This window comes from Amycolatopsis sp. TRM77291 (genome assembly GCF_054166285.1).
The window spans coordinates 3,237,913-3,258,305 of sequence record NZ_JBSZHF010000001.1 but is presented as its reverse complement, the minus strand read 5'-3'; the positions used below and the strand labels follow the sequence as shown (position 1 = coordinate 3,258,305).

Here is a 20,393-nt window from a genome sequence, read left to right as displayed (position 1 = left end):
CCCGCAATCCGGCGCATGGTGGGCCCGTCCGCCCCTTCCTAGGGTGAGACGTGTGAGTAGTTCTGGAACGCAGTCGTACGACGTTACCGCCGAATCGCCGGCGCCGCCCGCAGCGGTGTGGGCACTGTTGCTCGACGCCCGCAGCTGGCCGGTCTGGTCACGGGTCGGTTCCCTGGAAGTCGCCGCGTCGCAAGGACTTTCCACCGACGGACGCGACGGAGTCGGCGCGGTGCGGGCCTTCCGGACCGGCAAGACGGTCACCAAGGAGCGGATCACCGCGCTCGACCCCGAACGACGGTTCTCCTACGAAGGCGTGGATGTGCCGGTGATGGTCGACTACCAGGCCTCGGTCGATCTCTGCGAAACACCCGGCGGCGGGACCCGGATCCGCTGGCACGGAACGTATCGCGTCGGCAAGGGCAACGCGTGGATCTTCCGCTGGTACCTCCGCCGCTTCATGCGCGACATGGCGACCGGGCTCGCCGAGCACGCCGGCGGCCCGGCCGTGAGGCCATGACGGGGATCAGTGCCGATGGGCGGCTTCGCGGTGGAAGCCCGCGATCATCGCTTCGGTGCTCGGCGGGTTGAAGGGCTGCCCGAGGGTGCGCATGAGCGAGTTCACGCTGGGGCGGTACATCCCGGTCTTGCAGTAGCGGGATCCCTCGAAGGCGCCGACCGTGCCGCCGTCCGGGGAGGGCTTGCCGAGCCAGGCGTACCACTTGGCGCGGCGGTCCTTCATCTGCTGGGCCGTGAGCGCGGAAGCGTTGGGCTCGCGGGGTTCGCGGGCGTCGCAGGTGCCGTAGTCGTATTCGTCGGCGAGCCCGCCGATGGAGTGCCCGAGTTCGTGGGCGACGATCTGGCTGGCCTGGATGTTGCCGCCCGAAGAGGTCGCGACGCCGCCACCGGCCCCGCCGTACTTCGTCGTGTTCGCCAGCATGATGACCTGATCGACGTCCGGCGCGGCCGCGGCGTACTGGTTCGCCTTGGTTTCGTTGACGCACAACAGCCGTTCGATGCCGCCGCACCAGAAGTACGAGCCCAGCGCGGTGTTGCGCCGGATGCCCTGGGTCGGGTCGTTGGTGATACCGGACTGCGGTGACACCACGTCGACCTGCCAGAGGTTGAACTGCTTGCGGTGGCTCTTGTACGGCTCGATGGCGAACAGCGCCGCGATGCTGTTGCGGACGTGCTGCGAGTACGTGCCCAGCTGCGTCGACGTGTAGCCGTCACCGACGAAGACCAGGTCGAACGTGGTCTCGCTCGGGCCGTTGGTTTCGATCGGGGTCACCGCGGCGGCGCTCGCGATCCGCTGCGGTGCGGCGCTCCGGTCCGAAGCGGGCCGGGTGACGTCCACCCGGGTGATGGTCCCTCCTGGTTCGAAGGCCTCCATCGACGTCGTGAATCCGGGCGCCGCCGACGCCGTCGCGGGAACGAGCGCGGCGGCGAGGGTGGCGGTCAGCGCGACCATGAGGCAGGCGCGTCGCATGCGTACTCCTTGCGGGGAGGAAGGGGAGTACGAAAAACGATCCCGACTTTCGACGGCTTCCGGCACATCCCAAGTGGCCATAAGGTCCGCGTGATGGACGTCGAGTTACGTCACCTGCGAGTGGTGTGCGCCGTCGCCGACGCGGGCAGCATCACGCGCGCGGCGATCGGGCTCGGGAGCACTCAGCCCGCGTTGACCGCTGCCCTGCAACGGATCGAGCGCGCGTTCGGGGGAACCCTGTTCGTCCGCGGGCGGGACGGGGTCTTCCCGACGGCGTTCGGTGAATGCGTGCTCATGCGCGCCCGCGCCGTCCTCGCCGCGGCGGACACGATGCACCGGGACGCGGCGCGTTTCCTGGCGGACGGCGAAAAGCGTCCTGTCGCGCTGGGTGGGATCGGCGGTTCGATGGTCGTCGAGCTGGCGGACCGGCTCGGTGATTCCGGCCGGGGACAAGCGGTTTCGGTGACCACCGAGTTCTCGCCCCTGCGGTTGCTGGATCTCGTGGCCGGTGGGCAACTCGACGCCGCCGTGGTCGCCGACTACCCCGGGCACGTCCTGCCGTCTGCCCCTGGCGTGGCGTGGCGGCCGCTGGCCACGCAACCGGTGTTCGTGGCGATCGCCGCGGACCATCCGGCCGCGCACCGCGCCGAGATCGACCTCGCGGACCTGGCCGGGGAGCGGTGGGTGCTCGGGCCGTCCGACGGTGCCGGCTGGCCGGAGTGCTTCGAGGAAGCCTGTGCCCAGGCGGGATTTCGGCCGCAGGTGGCGCACCGGAGCACCGAGTTGCGGCCCCTGCAACGCCTGATCGCCGCGGGCCGGGCGATTTCCCCGTGCCAGGTCACCTTTCCCGCCTCACCCGGGATCGCGATCCGGCCACTCGCGGGGGATCCGCTGTGGCTGCGGTATCTGATCGCCTGGAGCACGGAAGGAGCCTTCGGCGCGGACAGCGAGGTCTTGATCACCGCGGCCGAAGCGGCCTACCGGTCCGACACCGAAAGCAGTCACCCCTACCGGCGTTGGCTCGAACGCCGCGAACAACCGGCCCGGCGTGCCATCGGGTGACACCTGGTCGGGGAATTCCCCTTGTCGCGCAGGGGTCCTAGCCTCGGATCAGCTCATCGACGAAGGGTAAGAAATTGCGTCTGCGCGCCCTGCTGGCCGCTGCTGTCCTGACCATCACCACCGCTCCGGCCGCGTTCGCCGCGCCGGACGTCGCCCACGGCACCGATGTCCCACCGGGGCAGTTCGGGTTCGTCGCGAAGATCGCGATGACGAAGATCCCGCGCCCGGACGGTTCGACCTACAGCAGCTACTGCACGGGTGCGCTGGTCGCGCCCGGCTGGGTGGTCACCACCGGGCACTGCTTCCACGACGCGCACCGCAAGCGCGTCGCGGGCAAGGTGCCGTACCCGACCTTGGTGACGTTGGGCCTCGTCGACGAGGCGATCGAATCAGGCGTGGCCCGCAAGGCGACCGAAGTGCTGCAGGCGAAGGAAAACGACGTCGCGCTCATCAAACTGGACACCCCGGTGACGACGGTGACCCCGCTGACGGTGAACCGCGTCCTCCCGAAGATCGGCCAGCAGCTGACACTGGCGGGCTGGGGCAGCCTGACCGCCAAGAACCCCGCCCCGGCCACTCGGATGCAGCAAGGCACGGTGCAGGTGGCGACGGTGGCCCCGACGACGATCGGCGTCCGCGGCGCGGCACCCTCGATCACCACGAGTGCCTGCACGTACGACTCGGGCGCGCCGTACTTCGTCCCGGGAGGCAAGAGCGGCGCCTTGGTCTCGATCGAGGCCACGGGGCCGGACTGCCCGCACGCCGGAATCGAGACGACCTCGCGCGCCGACGTCATCGCGGACTGGATCGCCACCCAAACGGGCTAACCGGTCGTTTCGTCCGGTGGTCGACCGGGTAGTGGCGTGGGCAGGAGGTAGTGCGATGACGACTACTCGAATGACCGCGCCTCCGGCGCCGCCGAACCCCATGCCGCCGGACCCCGGCGTCCCAGACCCCGGGATTCCCGAACCCGTGCCGGACCCGGGCAAGCCGGAGCCGCTCCCGGATCCCGGAGTGCCCGAACGGGTCCCCGATCCGGGGCCGGACCGCCCGATCCCCGAGCCCGAGAGCCCGCCGGATGCCCAGCCGGGACCGGCGGGACTCAGAGGCTGAACGCGAGCCAGAGCGCGAGCCAGGCGCAGGCCGCGACCGCGACGACGACCGCGACCACCCGCAGGCCGGCGGTGGCGATCCGGAGCGACGCGGTGCCGGTGTGGTGCCGGTGATTTCCCATGATTCCGCCCTCCTTCCCACTTCACCATCCGCTCTCGGCGTCCTTGCCGCCACCTGGGTGACCCCGTCCGGGTGAGCCCGCGTTTCGTCCTCTGGATGCGGTCGTTCGTATCGCCAACTACCGCATCCAGAGGACGAAATGCGGGGCTCTCAGAACCAGTCGTTGTGCGCGGCGAAGACTCCCAGCTGGAACCGGCTGGACACGCCCGCGCGATCCATCAGGTTCTCGAGATAGCGGAAGAGGGTGCGCCTGCTGACGCCGAGTTCGGTGGCGATCTCGTCGTCCTTGCGCCCGGCGGCGAGCAGGAGCAGCAGTTCCCGTTCGACCGGCCGGATCGGCTGCTCGGCCGTCCGGCCGTGCCGGTCCAGCGGGAGGGCGGCCGCCCAGGAGGTTTCGAACAGTCCCTCCAGTGCCGAGAAAAGGCTGCAGGGACGCACGATGACGATGGACTGGTTGCGATCCGCCTCGCGGATGGTCAGCGCGATGGTCGCCGCACGGTCGTCGAACAGCGTCAGTTTCACCGGGAGCTCGGGTAGCAGGCGGGCCTGTTCGCCGGCCCGCAGGCACGGCAGGATGTTCGCGGCGAGGTAGCCGGGATCGCCGAGCGACGCTCCACTGTAGACACACCGGTAGGTGATCCCGCGCCGTAGTTGCTCCTCCTCCAGGAGATTCCGGCGGCCGCCGGTGAAATAGGGCGGTGAATCGAGACGGCGCACCTGATGCCGCACCGTGGTCGCGAGGTGCTGGAGCCGGGGGATGATGGCGTCACCGGTGACCACTTCGAGCAGATCCTGCGCGTCCGGCATCCCCGAATGCGCGCGCCGGAAGGCGCGGTACGCGGTCTGGACCGCGAGCCGCGCGTCGTGCAGTTCGGCCTGCCGTCGCGTGGTCAGCGCGGTGAGCGCTTCGCTGGGGTTCGCGGGGAGGTATTCGGACCCGTCCATTCCGGACGGCACCGCGAGCCCCGCGTCCGCCAGTTCCTTCAGCGCGAGCTGGACGGTCTCCGCGTCGCCCTCCCGCCAGGCGAGCTCCGCGGCGGTGACGGGGGCGTTTTCGAGCATCCGCCGGTAGATCCGGGCGGCGGTCTCGCCGATGCCCAGCCTGGTCAGCTGCGCGCCGAGCCCGTCCGGGGAAGCCGTCGATGCCACTTTCCACCTGCCTCTCAGCGGTCCGGGAGCGGCGGTGCCGCCGCTCCCGGACCGGCCGGCCGAAACCTAGACGCCCGAGGTGTCGCGGATCCAGGTGCGGTTCGCCGAGATGCTGGTGTGCGTCGAGGTGTCCACCTTGTTGCCCGCGATGTGTACGCCGACCTGCTTGCCACCGACGAAGACCNCCACCCCCCCCCCGCCCCCGGGGGGGGGGGGGGGGGGGGCCCCCCCCCCCCCCCCCCCCGGCCGGCCGAAACCTAGACGCCCGAGGTGTCGCGGATCCAGGTGCGGTTCGCCGAGATGCTGGTGTGCGTCGAGGTGTCCACCTTGTTGCCCGCGATGTGTACGCCGACCTGCTTGCCACCGACGAAGACCGGACCGCCGGAGTCGCCGCCGTTGGTCAGCCCGTCGCCCCGCCGGGCCTTGATCAGTCCATTCGCGACACTGGTCACCGTCATCCTGGCGACCTTGAGGTAACGCTGCAGGTCGCCGTCTTCGTTGTAGCCCCAGCCGTAAACGTGTTCGGTGTCGCCGACGGCGACGGAAGTTCCGAGGGACGCGTACGTCGTGCTCACCGAGCGGTCGAGCCTCAGCAGCGCGATGTCGGCGCCGCTGGAGGGGGTGTGGATGGCGGTCACCACGGCGTACGTGCCGGCCCGGTGATCGACGTCGCCCACCCGGACGGAGTAGTCGGCGCCGGGTTCGTCGACGCAGTGCTCGGCCGTGAGCACCCAGCGGGCGCTGATGATCGATCCGGAGCACCACTGCTGCCCGTTCTGCTCGATCATGGCCGCCCACGGGCCGGACCGGGCGTATTCGCCGTCGATGATGGGGGCCGCGACGGCGGCGGGTGCGACCGTCGTGAGCCCTGCGGCGCACAGCAGAGCGGTGAGGAGACCTCGGATGCGCATGGGTGCCTTCCAATGCAGGGGAATGGGGGAAAGGAAATCGACGGGTCACCCGTTTTGCGGCCGTGACGGATCGCCAGGGATCGCCCGGCCGGATCCGAAATCGGTTTCCCATGCTAGGCAGGCGGATACGGTGGTAGATAGCGACTAAAGACGGGAGAAGACCGCGCCGGGCGGCACCGGACCTGCGCTTTCGGCACGTGAGTGCCGATGGCACCGATGTGTCACGGGGCTTTCGTTGCCTGCTGATCCTTGAAGTACGTGAAGGCCCCCTTCACTACCTTCAGAGTAGGCAAGGAGGCCTTCACGGACCGCGAGCTACTTCGCGGTCATCGGCGGCGTAGCAGTTCCTCGGCGAGCAGGATCGTCCGCTCCGACAGCGTGACGGACAACCGCTCGACCGATTCGCCGATCCGGTCCGCCTCCCGGCGCACTCCCTCGCCCGCGGGCACGCTGTGCCGCTCGGCGAGGCCCGCGAGCCTGCTGCCGGAGACCAGGACCAGATCGGCGAGCCGCTCGCCCAGTTCGGTCAGCCGGTTCGCCGTCCGGCCCGCGCGCCGCGCCACGAGGTCCTCGGTCTCGCGTCGCAGCTCCCGGACCGCGCACCTGGACTCGTTCGCCGTCCCGGTGAGCGCGGACCTCAGGGTTTTCGTCACGTCCATCAGGGATCGACCTCCACACGGCTAGCCTGCGCTCAGTGTACAGCTGTACACCCGATCTTCGGAATACGCGATCTTGCAGGGAACAAAAGACGCCGAATCTTGGAGAACGCACGTAAGCGGAGAGAGATCAGCGGCCGTGGGCGAGGTGTCCGCGCAGACAGTCGCAAAATTTCTGAAACATGTCTACTTCTTGCATTCTGTCTCCGAGTTGTTGCATGCTCGTACGGCTCTGGCTCCTCCCCGCCGTCTCAAAGAAGAGAAGACGCCATGACACGTATGCGCCTGTCCCGGCTCATCGCCGGTCTCCTGGTCACGGGGCTTTCCGTCGCCGGGCTCTCCCTCGCTTCCGCCGCGAGCGGGCCACCACCCGATCCCGTCGCCACCCCCGTTCCGGCCGCGCTCGCCGAAGTGCCGTTGACGCGCACGGTGTCGGCGAGCAGCGCGCTGCCCGGTTATCCCGTCGCGAACGCCGTCGACGGAAACCAGGAGAGCTACTGGGAATCCGCCAACAACGCGTTCCCGCAGTGGATTCAGGCCGACCTCGGCGTGGCGAAGTCCCTCTCGCGGATCGTGCTGAAACTGCCCGCGGGCTGGGAATCCCGCACCCAGACGCTGGCGGTGCGCGGAAGCACCGACGGCACGGCGTTCACCGACCTCGCCGCGCCGGCCGGCTACGCGTTCGCTCCCGGCACCAACACCGTCACCATCTCGATGACCGCGTCGGCCCGCTACGTGCGGCTGCAGGTCACCGCGAACTCGCGGTGGCCCGCCGCCCAGCTCTCGGAATTCGAGCTGTACGGGCCCGACACCGGCGACACGCAGGCGCCGAGCGCGCCGTCGAATCTCGCGCTGACCGAGCCCGCCGCCGGTCAGATCCGGCTGACCTGGTCGCCCTCGGCGGACAACGTCGGTGTCACCGGCTACACCGTTTATCGCGACGGGACACCGGTCACCACGATCACCGGCACCACGTTCACCGAAGCCAGACCCGCGGGGACACGCGTCGAGTACTTCGTGCGCGCCAAGGACGCGGCAGGCAACGAATCCGGCGACAGCAACCACGTCGTGCGCTCCGGCACGAGCGCGGGCGCGAACCTGGCGGCGGGCAAACCGATCGAGGCCACGTCGACCGTCCATTCGTTCGTCGCGGCGAACGCCAACGACAACAACACCGCCACGTACTGGGAATCCGCCGCGGGGTACCCGAACGCGCTGACGGTGAAGCTCGGGGTCGACGCGGACGTCGACTCGGTCGTGGTGAAGCTCAACCCGGACGCGATCTGGGGCGCGCGGACGCAGAACTTCGAGGTCCTCGGCCGCGCACAGGGTTCCGCCGCGTTCACCTCGCTGTCGGCGCGAGCCGACCACCGCTTCGACCCGGCCACCAACCAGAACTCGGTCGTCATCCCGGTCAGCGGCCGCGCGTCGGAGGTGCGCCTGCAGTTCTTCGCCAACTCCGGTGCCCCCGGTGGCCAGGTCGCGGAATTCCAGGTGATCGGCACGCCCGCGCCGAACCCGGACCTCGTCGTCACCGGCACCACCTGGACGCCACCGAACCCGACGGAGACCAGCAGGCTCGCCGTGTCGGCGACGGTGAAGAACAGTGGCACCGCGAACGCGGCCGCCACCACCGTGAACGTCAGTCTCGGCGGCACCGTCGTCGGTGACGCGGCGGTCCGGGCGCTCGCCGCCGGCGAGTCCGCCACGGTGACCGTCGACGCGGGAACGCGTCCACAGGGGACCTACACCGTGGCCGCCACCGCCGACCCGGCGGGCACGGTGGCCGAACAGGACGAAACCAACAACACCTACACCTCGCCGACATCGCTGGTCGTCGCGCAGGCGCCGGGGCCCGACCTCGAGGTCACCGGCATCACCTCGAACCCGCCCAACCCGGCGGCCGGTTCGGCGGTGTCCTTCACCGTCGCGGTGCGCAACCGGGGCACGAGCGCCTCGGGCACTTCGGTGACGCGGCTGGCCGTCGGCGGCACCACGCTGACCGGCGCCACCGGTGCGATCGAACCGGGCGCGACCGCGAACGTCGCGATCTCGGGCACGTGGACCGCCGCCGACGGTGGGGCGACCCTGACCGCGACGGCCGACGCGGACGGCACGGTCACGGAGACCAACGAGTCCAACAACAGCCTCTCGCGGGCGATCGTCGTGGGCCGCGGCGCGGCGGTCCCGTACGTCGAGTACGAGGCGGAAGCCGCGCAGTACCAAGGACAACTGCTGGAAGCCGACCCGCTTCGCACCTTCGGCCACACGAACTTCGCGACCGAATCCTCGGGCCGCAAATCCGTGCGGCTGGCGAATCAGGGGCAGTACGTGGAGTTCACGTCGGCGAACCAGGCGAACTCGATCGTCGTGCGCAACTCCATTCCCGACGCCCCCGGCGGCGGAGGTCAGGACGCGACGCTCAGCCTGTACGTCAACGGGACCTTCGCACAGAAGCTGACGTTGTCGTCGAAGCACAGCTGGCTCTACGGCAGCACCGACGATCCCGAAGGCCTGACCAACACCCCGCAGGCCAACGCGCGACGGCTGTTCGACGAGTCGCACGCGCTGCTGTCCCGCTCGTACCCGCCGGGCACGAAGTTCAAGCTGCAGCGGGACAGCGGTGACAACGCGGCGTTCTACATCGTCGACCTCATCGATCTGGAGGAGGTCGCCCCGGCGTCGGCGAAGCCCGCGAACTGCGTGTCGATCACGGAGTACGGCGCCGTGCCGAACGACGGGAACGACGATTCGGCGGCGATCCAGCGCGCGGTCACCGACGACCAGAACGGCGTGATCCCGTGTGTCTGGATCCCGGCGGGGCAGTGGCGGCAGGAGAAGAAGATCCTGACCGACGACCCGAACGTGCCCAACGGCGGCGGCCAGTACAACCAGGTCGGCATCTCCAACGTGACGATCCGCGGCGCCGGCATGTGGCATTCGCAGCTGTACTCGCTGATCGAGCCGCAGAACGCGGGCGGTATCAACCATCCGCACGAGGGCAATTTCGGGTTCGACATCGACAAGAACACGCAGATCTCCGACATCGCCATCTTCGGTTCCGGCCGGATCCGCGGCGGTGACGGCGGCGCGGAAGGCGGCGTGGGTCTCAACGGCCGCTTCGGCACCGGCACGAAGATCACGAACGTGTGGATCGAGCACGCCAACGTCGGCGCGTGGGTCGGCCGGGACTACAGCAACGTCCCGGCGCTCTGGGGTCCGGGTGACGGCCTGGAGTTCAGCGGGATGCGGATCCGGAACACCTACGCCGACGGCATCAACTTCACCAACGGCACCCGGAACTCGAAGGTGTTCAACTCGTCGTTCCGTACCACCGGTGACGATTCGCTCGCGGTGTGGGCGAATCAGTACGTGAAGGATCCGTCGCAGGACATCGCGCACGACAACGTGTTCGCCAACAACACGATCCAGCTCCCGTGGCGGGCCAACGGGATCGCGATCTACGGCGGCTACGGCAACAAGATCGAGAACAACATCGTCCACGACACGATGAACTACCCGGGCATCATGCTGGCGACGGATCACGATCCGCTGCCGTTCTCCGGGCAGACGCTCATCGCGAACAACGCCCTGTACCGCTGCGGCGGCGTGTTCTGGGGCGAGCAGCAGGAGTTCGGCGCGATCACGTTCTTCGCGCAGGGCAAGGACATTCCCGGGGTCGTGCTGCGGGACACGGAGATCCACGATTCGACCTACGACGGTGTCCAGTTCAAGACCGGCGGCGGCGTCGTGACCGCGGCCCTCACGAACGTCAAGATCGACAAGTCGAACAACGGCGCGGGCATCCTCGCGATGAGCGGCGCCCGCGGCAGCGCGACCTTGACGAACGTGACGATCACGAACTCCGCGAACGGGGACATCGTCCGTGAGCCGGGGTCGCAGTTCGTGATCAACGGCGGTCCCGTGCCGGCGGTGGTCTCGCCGGGCCGTCGCGGTACGCGGTAGTCCGGAAGGTGTTCCGGGGCCGGAGCGGGAGACCGCTCCGGCCCTGTTTCATGCCTGGGGGCTCAGGCCCGCGACGGCCAGCCGGAACAGCCGGTCCGCCTGCGCGGCGGGATCCGGGTAGTGCTCGGTGGCCAGGACGATGCCGACGATCAGGGTGATCAGCTCGGCGACGGTGAGGTCAGGGGACACCATGCCGTCCCGCGCGGCCCGCCGCACGAGCGGATCCCCGGCCTCTTCGATGGCGGCGGAACAGGAGTTCTCGTGCGCCGGGGGACCGTCGTAGGCGAGCGCGGCGGCCAGACCGCGGGCGGAGACGCAGTAGGTGACGACCTCGTCGAGCCACGTCAGGAGCGCCTTCCGGCTGTCGTCCTCGCCGGTCAGCTCGGCGGCGCGGGCGCACAACGCCGCGATCCGGCTCGCGGAGACCGCCTCCAGCAGTGCCCGGCGGGTGGGGAAGTGGCGCCGGACGGTCGCCGAGCCGACGTTGGCGGTCCGCGCGATCTGCTCCAGGGAGGCGCCGGAGCCGTGGGCAGCGACCTCCTCCTCGGCGACCGCGAGGATGCGCGCGTAATTGCGCCGTGCGTCGGCGCGCCGGCCGTCGGACATGTCTGCACCTCGGAATTTGCGTAAGTGGCGGGCCCCGCCATATCGTAGCGGACGATAAGTGGCGGGCCCCGCCACTTAGTTGACCGAAGGAGTCCCCCATGTCCCCAGCACCCGTTTTGGTCACCGGCGCCACCGGCAGGCAGGGCGGTGCGACCGCCAGGGCCCTGCTCGCGGCCGGTGTTCCCGTCCGCGCCCTGGTGCGCGACCCGGCCAGGGCGAAAGCCGTCGAAGCGGTCGGCGCCGAACTCGTCGTCGGCGATCTCCACGACGTCGATTCCGTGATCCGGGCGGCCAAGGGGGCGCGCGCCGTCTTCTCGGTACAGATGCCGGGCATCAGCGCCGAAGGTTTCGACTTCGACGGCGAGGTGACCCAAGGCGTCAACCTCATCGAGGGCGCGCGGGCGGCCGGGGTGCCGCAGTTCGTGCACACCTCCGTTTCGGGGGCCGGCCAGCACGTCGAGGCGGAAGGATGGGCCGAAGGCCGCTGGACGTCGATGGAGTCCACGCTGGGCGCCAAGGCCGCTATCCAAGACCGCCTCCGTGAAGCGGGTTTTCCCCAGTGGACACTGCTCAAGCCGGGCTTCTTCATGGAGAACTTCCTGCCCGGCATGAAGTTCCTGTTCCCGCGCGGAGTGGATGGCGGTCTGGTGAGCGTCATCAAACCGTCGACGTCGCTGTCGCTGGCGGCCGTCGACGACATCGGCACCGCGGCCGCCGCGGCCATCGCCGAACCGGAGCGGTTCACCGGGGTCGAACTGGAGCTGGCGAGCGACTTCCTGACCATGGCGGAGATCGCCGAAGTCCTGTCCGGTGTGCTGGGCACCCCGCTGACGGCGCCGGAGATGACCGTCGAGGAGGCGATCGCCGCCGGGATGCCGCCGATGGGTGCCTCGCACGAGTGGCTGAACGTGGTCGGCCAGCCCGGACGTCCGGAATACGCGCGGGAACTCGGCCTCCCGCTCACCGGATTCGCCGACTGGGCGCTGAAATACCTTGCGTAGTGCGTGATCGTTGAGGCATGCGCATCGAGCCCCTGCTGGACCATCTCGACCGCGAGGATCCGGGCGGCGTCCTCGGGTTGTACCTCTACGGCTCCGCTGTGGCGGACGGGCTCAAACCGGACAGCGACGTCGACCTGCTGCTGGTCACCCGCCGCTCGCTCGGCGAATCGGAACGCGCCGCGCTGGTGTCCCTGCTGTTGCGGGTTTCGGGATGGCGGGGCCACGCGGCGCGATTCCCCGGCGCGGCGGGCCGCCGTCCGATCGAGCTGACCGGGATCGTGGCCGGGGACAGGCCGTCGCGCCGGGATTTCCAGTACGGGGAATGGCTACGGGAAGACTTCGTCCAAGGTGGACTTCCCCGGCCCACGGCGGATCTCGACGTCGTGATCCTCGTGGCCACCGCCCACGCGGCGCATCGTGTTCTGCGCGGCCCCGCGCTCACCGAGCTTCTCGATCCGGTGCCGCGGGGCTTGCTCCGCGACGCGGCGCTCAGCGTCGTCCCCGGTCTACTCGCCGAGCTCGAAGGCGATGAACGCAATGTCCTGCTCACCCTCGCGCGCATCGTCGTGACGGTCGAGACGGGCGCGATCGTCTCGAAGGACGTCGCGGCGGCGGCCGTGGCGCCGACGCTCGACGGTGATGGACGCGCGCTGCTCGACCGTGCGCGAGCGGGCTACCTCGGTACGGCTTCCGACGACTGGGCCGGACTTTCGGCCGAGGTGGCCTCGCTCGCGCGCGCTCTCGCGGACCGGGCGAGAGGAGTTTGACAAAGCGGAACAGTGCTCCGTATGTTTGTGGAACAGTGCTCCGCTTAGTGTGGAGCCGTCTCACAAGGGAAGAATCATCATGGGCACACCAGTGATCTCGATCGCCCCGGTGACGCTGCCGACCCCCGGTCGTGCTGTGGATCTGCAGGTCCGGGTCTCCGCGCCGATGTCCGGTGGCGGGTTGCCGATCATCCTGCTGTCGCACGGACAGGGCCCTTCGAATCACCTCTCGTCGCTGAACGGCTATGCCCCGCTCGTGAACTACTGGGCGGCGCACGGATTCGTCGTTCTTCAGCCCACTCACCTGAGCTCCAGGACTCTGGACCTGGGTTCCGCTCACCCTGAAGCGCCGCTGTACCAGCGGTCGCGGGCCGAGGACATGATCGCCATCCTCGACCGGCTCGACGAGATCGAAGCCGCGGTACCGGGGCTGCGCGGCCGGGTCGACCGGGGCAGGGTCGCCGTGGCCGGGCATTCGATGGGTGGGCATACCGCGAGCCTGCTGCTCGGCGCGCGGTACATCGAGCCCGGGGACGGCACGGTGGTGAACCTGGCCGAGCCCCGTGTCTCCGCGGGAGTCCTGCTCGCCGCGCCCGGTCGCGGCGGTGACGCGGTCACCGAGTTCGTGGCGGAGAACTACTCCTTCTTCGTCAGCACCGATTTCTCCACGATGACGACGCCCGCTCTCGTGGTCGCCGGCGACAAGGACTCTTCGGCGCATCTGACTGTCCGGGGTCCGGAATGGCACACCGATCCGTACTTCCTCTCGCCGGGACGCAAGACCCTGCTCACCTTGTTCGGCGCGGAGCACGGTCTCGGCGGGGTTTCCGGCTACGACGTCGCCGAGACCACGGACGAGCACCCGGAGCGGGTGGCCGCGGTCCAGCGGTTCACGGCGGCTTATCTCCGCAGCGAGCTCTATCCGGGCGACTCGGCCTGGCAGGAGGCCGTCGACGCGCTGGCGGCCGGGTTCGATCCGGTCGGGCAGGTCCAAGTGAAGTAGCGCCCTAGTTGACAAGTCCTATAGGTGACTAGTCTACTAGTGACATGGTTCTCTCCCGCCTCATCCTGGGGTTGCTCGCCCTCACGCCCATGACCGGCTACGACCTCAAACGCCATTTCGAGTCGACCGTCGGGCATTTCTGGGCGGCGGACAAGGCGCAGATCTATCGCACCCTCGCCCGGCTCGTCGCGGACGGGCTCGCCGAGGTCGAGAAGGTGGCCGGCTCCGGGGCACCGGACCGGCAGGAGCACCGCATCACCACCGCGGGGCGGGCGGCGCTCGCCGAGTGGCTGGCGAGCGAGCCCGAGCGGCACGTCGAACGCGATCCGTTCCTCGCGCGGGTGTTCTTCGGCGCGGATCTCGACGACGACGCCTTCCGCTCCCTCCTGGCGGCCCGCCGCGAGGCGACCCGGGCGCGGCTGGAGCGGTTCGAACGGACGCGGGCGGAGGCCGGCGCGCTCGACCGGGCGGCCAGGCTGCGACTGTCCACACTGGACTACGGAATCGCGAACCTGCGCGTCGAACTGGACTGGCTCGACACGCTCGAGAAGGAGCTCGCGTGAACACGTTCCCCGAAGTGCATTCCGCCGGGACGGCCACTACGGAGCGGCCGGTGGTGCTGCTGCACGGCGGCAACGTCGCGAACTGGATGTGGGAGCCGCAACTGTCCGCGTTCGAGGATCGGACGGTGCTCACGCCGGATCTGCCGGGTTTCGGCGAACGGGTCGGCGAGGACTGGCCGGGGCTGGACGCGGTGGCGGACGACGTCGTCGCGAGAGTGACCGGACACGGCGTCGACGGTCCGTTCGACCTCGTCGGGCTTTCCCTTGGAGCGCTCACGGCGCTGCGCGTGCTGGCGCGGCATCCGGACCGGGTGAGCTCGGCGTTCCTGACCAGCGCGCCGCTCACCCCCGCCGGCGCCGGGATGCGCTTGTACTGCGCGCTGCAGGCGGCGTCCTCGCGAGCCCGCTGGTTCTGGCGCGCCCAGGCGGCTGTCTTCGGGCTCCCCGGGGACAGCCGTGCCCGGTATGTCGAGCACGGTCTCTCGGTACGCCGCGAAACCGCGGCCGCGATGGCCGCCGACGTATGCGCGGGCGGGGTGCCCGCGGACCTGCGTCGCTATTCCGGGCCGCTGCTCGCGATAGCGGGGGAGAAGGATTCCTCGGCGGTGCGACGCTCGCTCTCGGAAATCGCGCGGGCCGCGCCGCAGACGCGGTCGCGGTTCGCGCCGGGGATGCACCACATCTGGAACGTGGAGGACCCGGAACTGTTCAACGGCGTTCTTCGCGCTTGGCTCGGGGGAACCGTGGATCCGCGTCTCATGTGCTGACGGTGTCAGAGCACCGGGATCTCCGCCCACACCGTTTTGCGGCCCGCGCGGGCGATCACACCCCATCGGGCGCTGATCGCCTCGACCAGTGCCATCCCTCGTCCGTGGGGGCTCGTCGGATCCGCTTTCGTCACGCGGTACGGCCGCAGGCGCGGCCGGTGGTCGTCGACTTCGACCCGGACGACGTCCCGGCCCGAGGGTACGGAGACCCTGAGCTCGGCGACGCCGTCCGCGTGTTCGTGCGCGTTGGTGACCAGTTCGGTGGTCAGCAGCTCGGTGTCCGCGATGGTGGTGCGGCCGACCTCGCTCAGCCGCTCTCGCAGCCAGGCACGGATCTCCCCCAATGGCGGGGCGATGCCGGCGGGGAATTCGTAAGCCTGTCGTGTTGTCGTGATACCCACGCGTTCTCCTTAGCGGGTTTCCCAGCTTGGCCAAGAGCATGGGCGCGGTAAGGGAGTACCCAAGGATCGCGGGATTCACACGCGGGAACTCCCGGCGATCGCGGTGACCCTGATCTCGACCCGCATCTTCGGCGCGCCGAGGGCTGAGACGCCGGTCTCGGTCCAGATCGGCGCGCGGTCGCCCATGTGCTCGCGGAACTGCTCGACCATCACGCGGTTGTGGGTCTCGCCGATGAAACCGGGGGTCTCCGGCACGTGGTAGGAGTTCACGGCGATGACGTCGTGCCAGGTGGCGCCCGCCGTGGCGAGGGTCCGCTCGACGTTCTCGAAGGCCTTGACGATCTCCTCCTCGAGCGATTCGGGGAAGTTCAAGTCGTCGTCCCAGCCGCCCTGCCCCGAGATCTCGACGCGATCGCCGACGCGCACCACCTGGCTGTAGCGCATCACCTTCAGCTGCCGGTCGCCGTATCCGGGCGTGGCGAAGAACTCCGGCTGGGACATGGTGGATCCTCTCGTTGACTTCATGCTTGAAGTCAAGCTAGCACGATTTGACTTCAAGCATGAAGTCACCGGGTTCTGGGTAAGGTTCCGCCATGGCCGCCCCGGACCCCGACGAAGCGCTCTGGCTGAACCCTGCCGAAAAAGAGGCCTGGACCGGGCTGGTCTCCCTGGTCCTCCTGCTGCCGGGGCGGCTCGAGTCGCCGCTGCAGCACGACGCCGGGCTGACGTTGTTCGAGTACCTGACCCTCAGTCACATTTCGGAGGCCCCGGAACGGCGGCTGCGGATGAGCGAGCTTGCCTACCTCGCCAACGGCTCGCTCTCCCGTCTGTCCAATGTGGTCAAACGCTTCGAGCAGCGGGGCTGGGTGGAGCGGATGCCGGATCCCGCCGACGGCAGGTACACGCTCGCCGTGCTCACCGACGACGGTTACGACGTGGTCGTCGCGGCGGCGCCAACGCACGTCCGTTCGGTGCGGGAGCTCGTCCTCGACCCGCTGACCGCGGAGGACCAGCGGGCGCTGGCCCGGATCGCCGCCAAACTGCGGACGCGGCCCGCCGATCTCGCTTAGGTACTTCGAGGCGGTCTATCGTGTGCGCGAAGGTACCTTGTGCCCGCGTTCCGGGCTCTGTTCCCCTGACAGGGTTCAATTCACGCGAAGAGGGGGAACTCTCGTGTTCAAAAAACTATTCGCCGTCCTGTCGGTCTTTTCGATCGCGCTCCTGGGGCTCACGGGAACCGCGCGGGCCGGGATCGTGCAATGGTCCGACGGTTACGAATCGAACCCCCATGGCGTATGGGAGCGGGGAATCCAAGGCGGTGACGGGCATTCCTGGTTCGACATCGGCATGGGGGTGGCGCGGACCGGCAACAACAACGGCTGGCTCTTCGCCGGCAACGGCTGGTCGGCGATGAGGACCGCGAAGTCGCTCGCGAGTTTCCCGTCGAATCGATCGAATTGCGCCGCCGCGATCCACGCCGACCCGGTCGGTGGCGGGGCGAACATCGGCCTCGAGATCTTGGATCCCAACGGCTGGCGGAAAATCTCCCACACGGTGAAGTGGATCGACGACCGGGCGGGCTATCAGCTCATCACACTGACCAATCTCAATCTGAACGGCGTGGATACGGCCTACCTCCAGCCGATCTACGGCAACAACGGCGGACCGGCGAAGTACATCCGCTTGGACGACGCGATCATCCAATGCGTCTACTGACCCAGGTCTCGCCGAGGTATCGACCGTTGCGACATTCGGTGATTATTCGCCGGTGAATTCGGGTTCCCGTCCGGCGAGGTGTGCACGGAAACGCCGAAATCTTCGGCACCTTTCACACTGAAGAGTGAAAAGTGCCGAAGCCCCTTCGGCTGGACGGCGCAATGCGGGCCTGGTCCGAGTAGCCCGGATTCGCGGTAACAGCCCATTGGGCGCCTTGACTCAGGGCACCCGGGTGAAGCCCGGCGTCCGCGCTAACGAAAAACGAGATATTCCGTCTTCTCCACCGAGCCCACAGGTATTCCGGCTCCGGCCGGGTCTCGAAAGGGAAGTCCATGTCACGAAGACCATCGCTCGTCGTCCTGGCCGCCGTTTCGGCGATGCTCGCGTCCACCGCGGTCGCCGCCGCGGCCCCGCCGGGAGTGGACCCGGCCACGCTCGATCTCACCCTGAACGCGGGGCAGAGCACGACCGTGACCAAGAACGTGACGACCTCGGCCGTGCCGCCGAATCCCGATCTCGTCCTGCTCGCCGACACCACGGGCAGCATGGGAGGGCCGATCGGCAACGTGCGGTCGAACGCCAGCACCATCACCGGTGACGTCCTCGCCGCGCAGCCGACCGCGCGGTTCGGTGTCGCCGAATACAAGGACTTCACCGACTCGGTGCCGTTCAAGGTCAATCAGGGCATCACCGGGGACACGGCCGCCGTCCAGGCGGGGATCAACCAGTGGGTGGCCACGGGCGGCGGGGACACGCCGGAGGCGAACCTGAACGCGCTCTACCAGCTGGCCACCGGCGCGGTCGCCTTCCGGCCGGACGGCACCCGCATCATCGCGTGGTTCGGCGACGCTCCGTCGCACGACCCGAGCGGCGGGCACACCCTGGCCCAGACCATCGCGGCGCTGCAGGCGGCGAAGATCCGGGTGGTCGCCGTCAACGTCGGTGCCCTCGACGCCACGGGCCAGGCCTCCGCCATCACCTCGGCCACGGGCGGGGTGCTGCTGAACAACGTCCCGGCAGGTCAGGTCTCCCAAGCCATCCTGGACGGCATCAAGTCCATCGAGGTCACGGTGACCCCGAAGGTGACCAGCTGCGATCCGCAGCTCACCGTCACCAACGCCCCGGCCAGTGTCACGGTGGCCAGCGGCGGGGTCGCTACGTTCACCGAGACGATCACGGCCGCCGCCGGTGCCGCTCCCGGCACCTACCAGTGCGTCGTCGACTACCAGGTCGACGGGGCTTCGCGGGGATACATCGAGACCACGACCGTGCGCGTGCTCGGCCTGAGCATCGACGACGTGACCGTCGGCGAGGGTTCCGGCGGCGCGCAGGTGCCCGCGACGTTCACGGTGTCTCTGCTCGGCGGCCCCAGCCCGAATCCGGTGACGGTCCAGTACGCGACCGCCAACGGCACCGCGTCCGCGCCCACCGACTACACGGCCGCGAGCGGGACGGTCACGTTCGCCCCGGGCCAGACGACCAGGCCGGTGACCGTACTGGTCAACCCGGACACCGTCGACGAGCCGAACGAGACGTTCACGGTGAACCTTTCGGCCCCGTCGGGCGCCGGTCTCATCGACGCGACCGGTGTCGGCACGATCGTCGACGACGACCGTGACGGCGTCTTCTCGTGCACCGGCACCGCGGCGAACGTCCTCGGCGTGACCGCGGCGCGGGCGAACCCGGCGAACCTGCCTTGTGCCGACGACAGCAGTACCGTCGCCGCCGCGACGCTCAACGCCGGCCTGATCAAGGTCGACACCAAGGTGCTGACCGCGTCGACCGATCTCACGCCGGACGACCAGTCGGCGGCCCCGGCCGCGGGCGATCGCGCACTGGCGTCGGCCAAGATCGACAAGACGGTGATCAGCACGCTCGGGCTGACCGTCGAACTCGGCGTGATCCAGTCGCAGGCGACCGCGACCTGTCAGCCGTCTCCGGGCGGGCTCGCCCCGGTGCTGGCGGGCAGTTCGAACGTCGCCTCGCTGAAGATCAACGGTGAGTCGATCACCGTTGGCTCGGCGCCGCTGACCATCCCGCTGGTCATCGGTTCGCTGAAGCTCAACGGCCAGACCGTGGCGAACGGTGTGGTGAAGCAGCAGGCCGTCGCGCTGGACACCGCGCTCGCGAAGATCGTGCTCGCGGAGTCCCAGGCCGACGTGCACGGAACCTCGGCGCATCCGGCGGGTAACCCCTGCCGTCGCTGAGCCGGTGAATCCCGCCGGGACGGACGGAACCTCGTCCGTCCCGGCGGTTCGGGCTCGTATTCGGTTCAGAACGCGGTGCGTGTGTCACTGCGGGGATCACCGTGCACGACATGGGGCCCGTAGAGTCCTGCTCCGGCAGTCCGGCGCCACGGCCGGGCGAGCCGCACCGCCACGTCGATGTCAGTGTCCGGCGCGTCTCGAAGCAACTCTGCGACGGCGAGACCGGGTCGCCCGTCGCTGTCGGCGCGTGCGATCCATCGCCCACCGGGTGCGACGAGGCCGGCTGGGGCCGTCGCGCTGAACTGGGCCGGAACCGAGTAGGCGACCCAGTAGTTGTAGAGAGTGCCGTACGCCTGTGCCACGACCGACCTCGGCAGGTCGTCGACCATGACCGATGCCAGCACACAGTCGACGTCCAGACTCTCGTACTCGGCGAACAACTCGGGGAAGTTGACCTCGATACAGAGGACACAGCCGAACCGGAACCCGTCGACGTCGAAGACCAGCGGCGACACTCCCGGCGTGTACAGGTAACTGATCTCGCTATGCGACAGGTACCGCTTGTCATAGCGGCCGACCAGCTCGCCCCGGTCGGAGACCACATACAGGCTGTTGTGCGGACGGTGTGCCCCGGACAACCGATGGATCGAACCGAACACCGTCCAGATCCCGAGCGCACCAGCGAGGTCGGCGACCGTTTCCGCCTCTTCCCGGATCACATCCCAAGCCGTGCGTGACCAATCCGCCTCACGCAACCCGCCATCGCCATCCCTCGCCACTGCGTACTTGTCGGGATAGGTGATCGCCCCTTCCGGAAACTGCACCAACCGGGCACCCGCGGCACTCGCCTCCCGCATCAAAGCCCGGATCTCCGATCCACTCTTACGAAGACCGTCTCG

General features: G+C 69.0%; 22 protein-coding genes. 13 read left to right on the top strand and 9 right to left on the bottom strand.

Translation table 11 applies throughout. The annotated features are described in order from the left end of the window. Positions 1–52 precede the first annotated feature (52 nt). Positions 53–517, top strand: coding sequence for an SRPBCC family protein (locus tag ACXIZN_RS15315; RefSeq protein WP_457955167.1), 465 nt, complete (start codon positions 53–55; stop codon positions 515–517). A 6-nt stretch (positions 518–523) separates the two neighbouring features. On the opposite strand, the gene ACXIZN_RS15310 is transcribed toward ACXIZN_RS15315, so the two are convergent. Beyond that, a complete protein-coding gene (locus ACXIZN_RS15310; RefSeq protein WP_457955166.1) occupies positions 524–1,486 on the bottom strand; it encodes a M64 family metallopeptidase in 963 nt (320 codons plus the stop codon). Between the two features lie 93 nt (positions 1,487–1,579). On the opposite strand from ACXIZN_RS15310, the gene ACXIZN_RS15305 reads away from it, so the two are divergent. From ACXIZN_RS15305 to ACXIZN_RS15295, 3 genes are all read left to right on the top strand, one after another. Continuing rightward, positions 1,580–2,548 (top strand): LysR substrate-binding domain-containing protein, encoded by a 969-nt coding sequence (locus ACXIZN_RS15305; protein WP_457955164.1) that lies wholly within the window; start codon positions 1,580–1,582, stop codon positions 2,546–2,548. A 74-nt stretch (positions 2,549–2,622) separates the two neighbouring features. After that, positions 2,623–3,375 carry a trypsin-like serine protease gene (locus ACXIZN_RS15300; RefSeq protein WP_457955162.1) on the top strand — a complete coding sequence of 251 codons (753 nt, stop codon included), beginning with the start codon at positions 2,623–2,625 and terminating at the stop codon, positions 3,373–3,375. 55 nt (positions 3,376–3,430) lie between these two features. Beyond that, the gene (locus tag ACXIZN_RS15295; RefSeq protein ID WP_457955160.1) at positions 3,431–3,661 is read left to right on the top strand and encodes a hypothetical protein; all 231 of its coding nucleotides are present in this window, start codon (positions 3,431–3,433) and stop codon (positions 3,659–3,661) included. Here ACXIZN_RS15295 and ACXIZN_RS15290 read toward each other — a convergent pair. The 4 genes from ACXIZN_RS15290 to ACXIZN_RS15275 all read right to left on the bottom strand — a co-directional run bounded on the left by ACXIZN_RS15290 (position 3,651) and on the right by ACXIZN_RS15275 (position 6,500). Beyond that, the gene (locus ACXIZN_RS15290) at positions 3,651–3,782 is read right to left on the bottom strand and encodes a hypothetical protein (protein WP_457955158.1); all 132 of its coding nucleotides are present in this window, start codon (positions 3,780–3,782) and stop codon (positions 3,651–3,653) included. The genes ACXIZN_RS15295 and ACXIZN_RS15290 overlap by 11 nt on opposite strands. A 149-nt stretch (positions 3,783–3,931) precedes the next feature. Continuing rightward, positions 3,932–4,930: a LuxR C-terminal-related transcriptional regulator gene (locus tag ACXIZN_RS15285; RefSeq protein ID WP_457955156.1), complete on the bottom strand. Its 999-nt coding sequence runs from the start codon at positions 4,928–4,930 to the stop codon at positions 3,932–3,934. A 257-nt stretch (positions 4,931–5,187) separates the two neighbouring features. Next, on the bottom strand, positions 5,188–5,841 hold the full coding sequence (locus tag ACXIZN_RS15280; RefSeq protein ID WP_457955154.1) for a S1 family peptidase: 654 nt from the start codon (positions 5,839–5,841) through the stop codon (positions 5,188–5,190). 326 nt (positions 5,842–6,167) lie between these two features. Further along, a complete protein-coding gene (locus ACXIZN_RS15275; RefSeq protein ID WP_457955153.1) occupies positions 6,168–6,500 on the bottom strand; it encodes a hypothetical protein in 333 nt (110 codons plus the stop codon). 267 nt (positions 6,501–6,767) lie between these two features. Between ACXIZN_RS15275 and ACXIZN_RS15270 the strand changes: the two genes are divergently transcribed. Then, a complete protein-coding gene (locus tag ACXIZN_RS15270; protein ID WP_457955151.1) occupies positions 6,768–10,463 on the top strand; it encodes a CARDB domain-containing protein in 3,696 nt (1,231 codons plus the stop codon). Between the two features lie 48 nt (positions 10,464–10,511). On the opposite strand, the gene ACXIZN_RS15265 is transcribed toward ACXIZN_RS15270, so the two are convergent. Beyond that, entirely contained in the window at positions 10,512–11,069 is a 558-nt protein-coding gene (locus tag ACXIZN_RS15265) for a TetR/AcrR family transcriptional regulator (protein WP_457955149.1), read from the bottom strand. A gap of 98 nt (positions 11,070–11,167) precedes the next feature. Here ACXIZN_RS15265 and ACXIZN_RS15260 point away from each other — a divergent pair, with 98 nt between their 5' ends. From ACXIZN_RS15260 to ACXIZN_RS15240, 5 genes are all read left to right on the top strand, one after another. After that, positions 11,168–12,070 (top strand): NmrA family NAD(P)-binding protein, encoded by a 903-nt coding sequence (locus tag ACXIZN_RS15260; RefSeq protein ID WP_457955147.1) that lies wholly within the window; start codon positions 11,168–11,170, stop codon positions 12,068–12,070. A gap of 17 nt (positions 12,071–12,087) precedes the next feature. Then, entirely contained in the window at positions 12,088–12,837 is a 750-nt protein-coding gene (locus ACXIZN_RS15255; protein WP_457955146.1) for an aminoglycoside adenylyltransferase domain-containing protein, read from the top strand. A gap of 79 nt (positions 12,838–12,916) precedes the next feature. After that, positions 12,917–13,840, top strand: a complete 924-nt coding sequence (locus tag ACXIZN_RS15250) for an alpha/beta hydrolase family protein (RefSeq protein ID WP_457955145.1) — start codon at positions 12,917–12,919, stop codon at positions 13,838–13,840. A gap of 44 nt (positions 13,841–13,884) precedes the next feature. After that, positions 13,885–14,403: a PadR family transcriptional regulator gene (locus tag ACXIZN_RS15245; RefSeq protein WP_457955143.1), complete on the top strand. Its 519-nt coding sequence runs from the start codon at positions 13,885–13,887 to the stop codon at positions 14,401–14,403. Beyond that, positions 14,400–15,170, top strand: coding sequence for an alpha/beta fold hydrolase (locus tag ACXIZN_RS15240; RefSeq protein ID WP_457955142.1), 771 nt, complete (start codon positions 14,400–14,402; stop codon positions 15,168–15,170). The genes ACXIZN_RS15245 and ACXIZN_RS15240 overlap by 4 nt, the downstream gene beginning before the upstream one ends. Positions 15,171–15,175: 5 nt before the next feature. Here ACXIZN_RS15240 and ACXIZN_RS15235 read toward each other — a convergent pair whose 3' ends face one another. Then, a complete protein-coding gene (locus ACXIZN_RS15235) occupies positions 15,176–15,571 on the bottom strand; it encodes an ATP-binding protein (protein WP_457955140.1) in 396 nt (131 codons plus the stop codon). Positions 15,572–15,646: 75 nt separating this feature from the next. Then, entirely contained in the window at positions 15,647–16,072 is a 426-nt protein-coding gene (locus tag ACXIZN_RS15230) for a Rid family hydrolase (protein ID WP_457955139.1), read from the bottom strand. A 92-nt stretch (positions 16,073–16,164) separates the two neighbouring features. Between ACXIZN_RS15230 and ACXIZN_RS15225 the strand changes: the two genes are divergently transcribed. The 3 genes from ACXIZN_RS15225 (at position 16,165) to ACXIZN_RS15215 (ending at position 19,494) form a co-directional block, all read left to right on the top strand. Further along, a complete protein-coding gene (locus tag ACXIZN_RS15225; protein WP_457955137.1) occupies positions 16,165–16,641 on the top strand; it encodes a MarR family winged helix-turn-helix transcriptional regulator in 477 nt (158 codons plus the stop codon). Between the two features lie 103 nt (positions 16,642–16,744). Beyond that, positions 16,745–17,287 (top strand): hypothetical protein, encoded by a 543-nt coding sequence (locus ACXIZN_RS15220; RefSeq protein WP_457955136.1) that lies wholly within the window; start codon positions 16,745–16,747, stop codon positions 17,285–17,287. Between the two features lie 332 nt (positions 17,288–17,619). Then, the gene (locus tag ACXIZN_RS15215) at positions 17,620–19,494 is read left to right on the top strand and encodes a Calx-beta domain-containing protein (RefSeq protein ID WP_457955135.1); all 1,875 of its coding nucleotides are present in this window, start codon (positions 17,620–17,622) and stop codon (positions 19,492–19,494) included. A gap of 65 nt (positions 19,495–19,559) precedes the next feature. Here the strand turns inward: ACXIZN_RS15215 and ACXIZN_RS15210 are convergent, their stop codons facing one another. Next, the gene (locus ACXIZN_RS15210) at positions 19,560–20,351 is read right to left on the bottom strand and encodes a carbon-nitrogen hydrolase family protein (protein WP_457960521.1); all 792 of its coding nucleotides are present in this window, start codon (positions 20,349–20,351) and stop codon (positions 19,560–19,562) included. Positions 20,352–20,393: the final 42 nt, after the last annotated feature.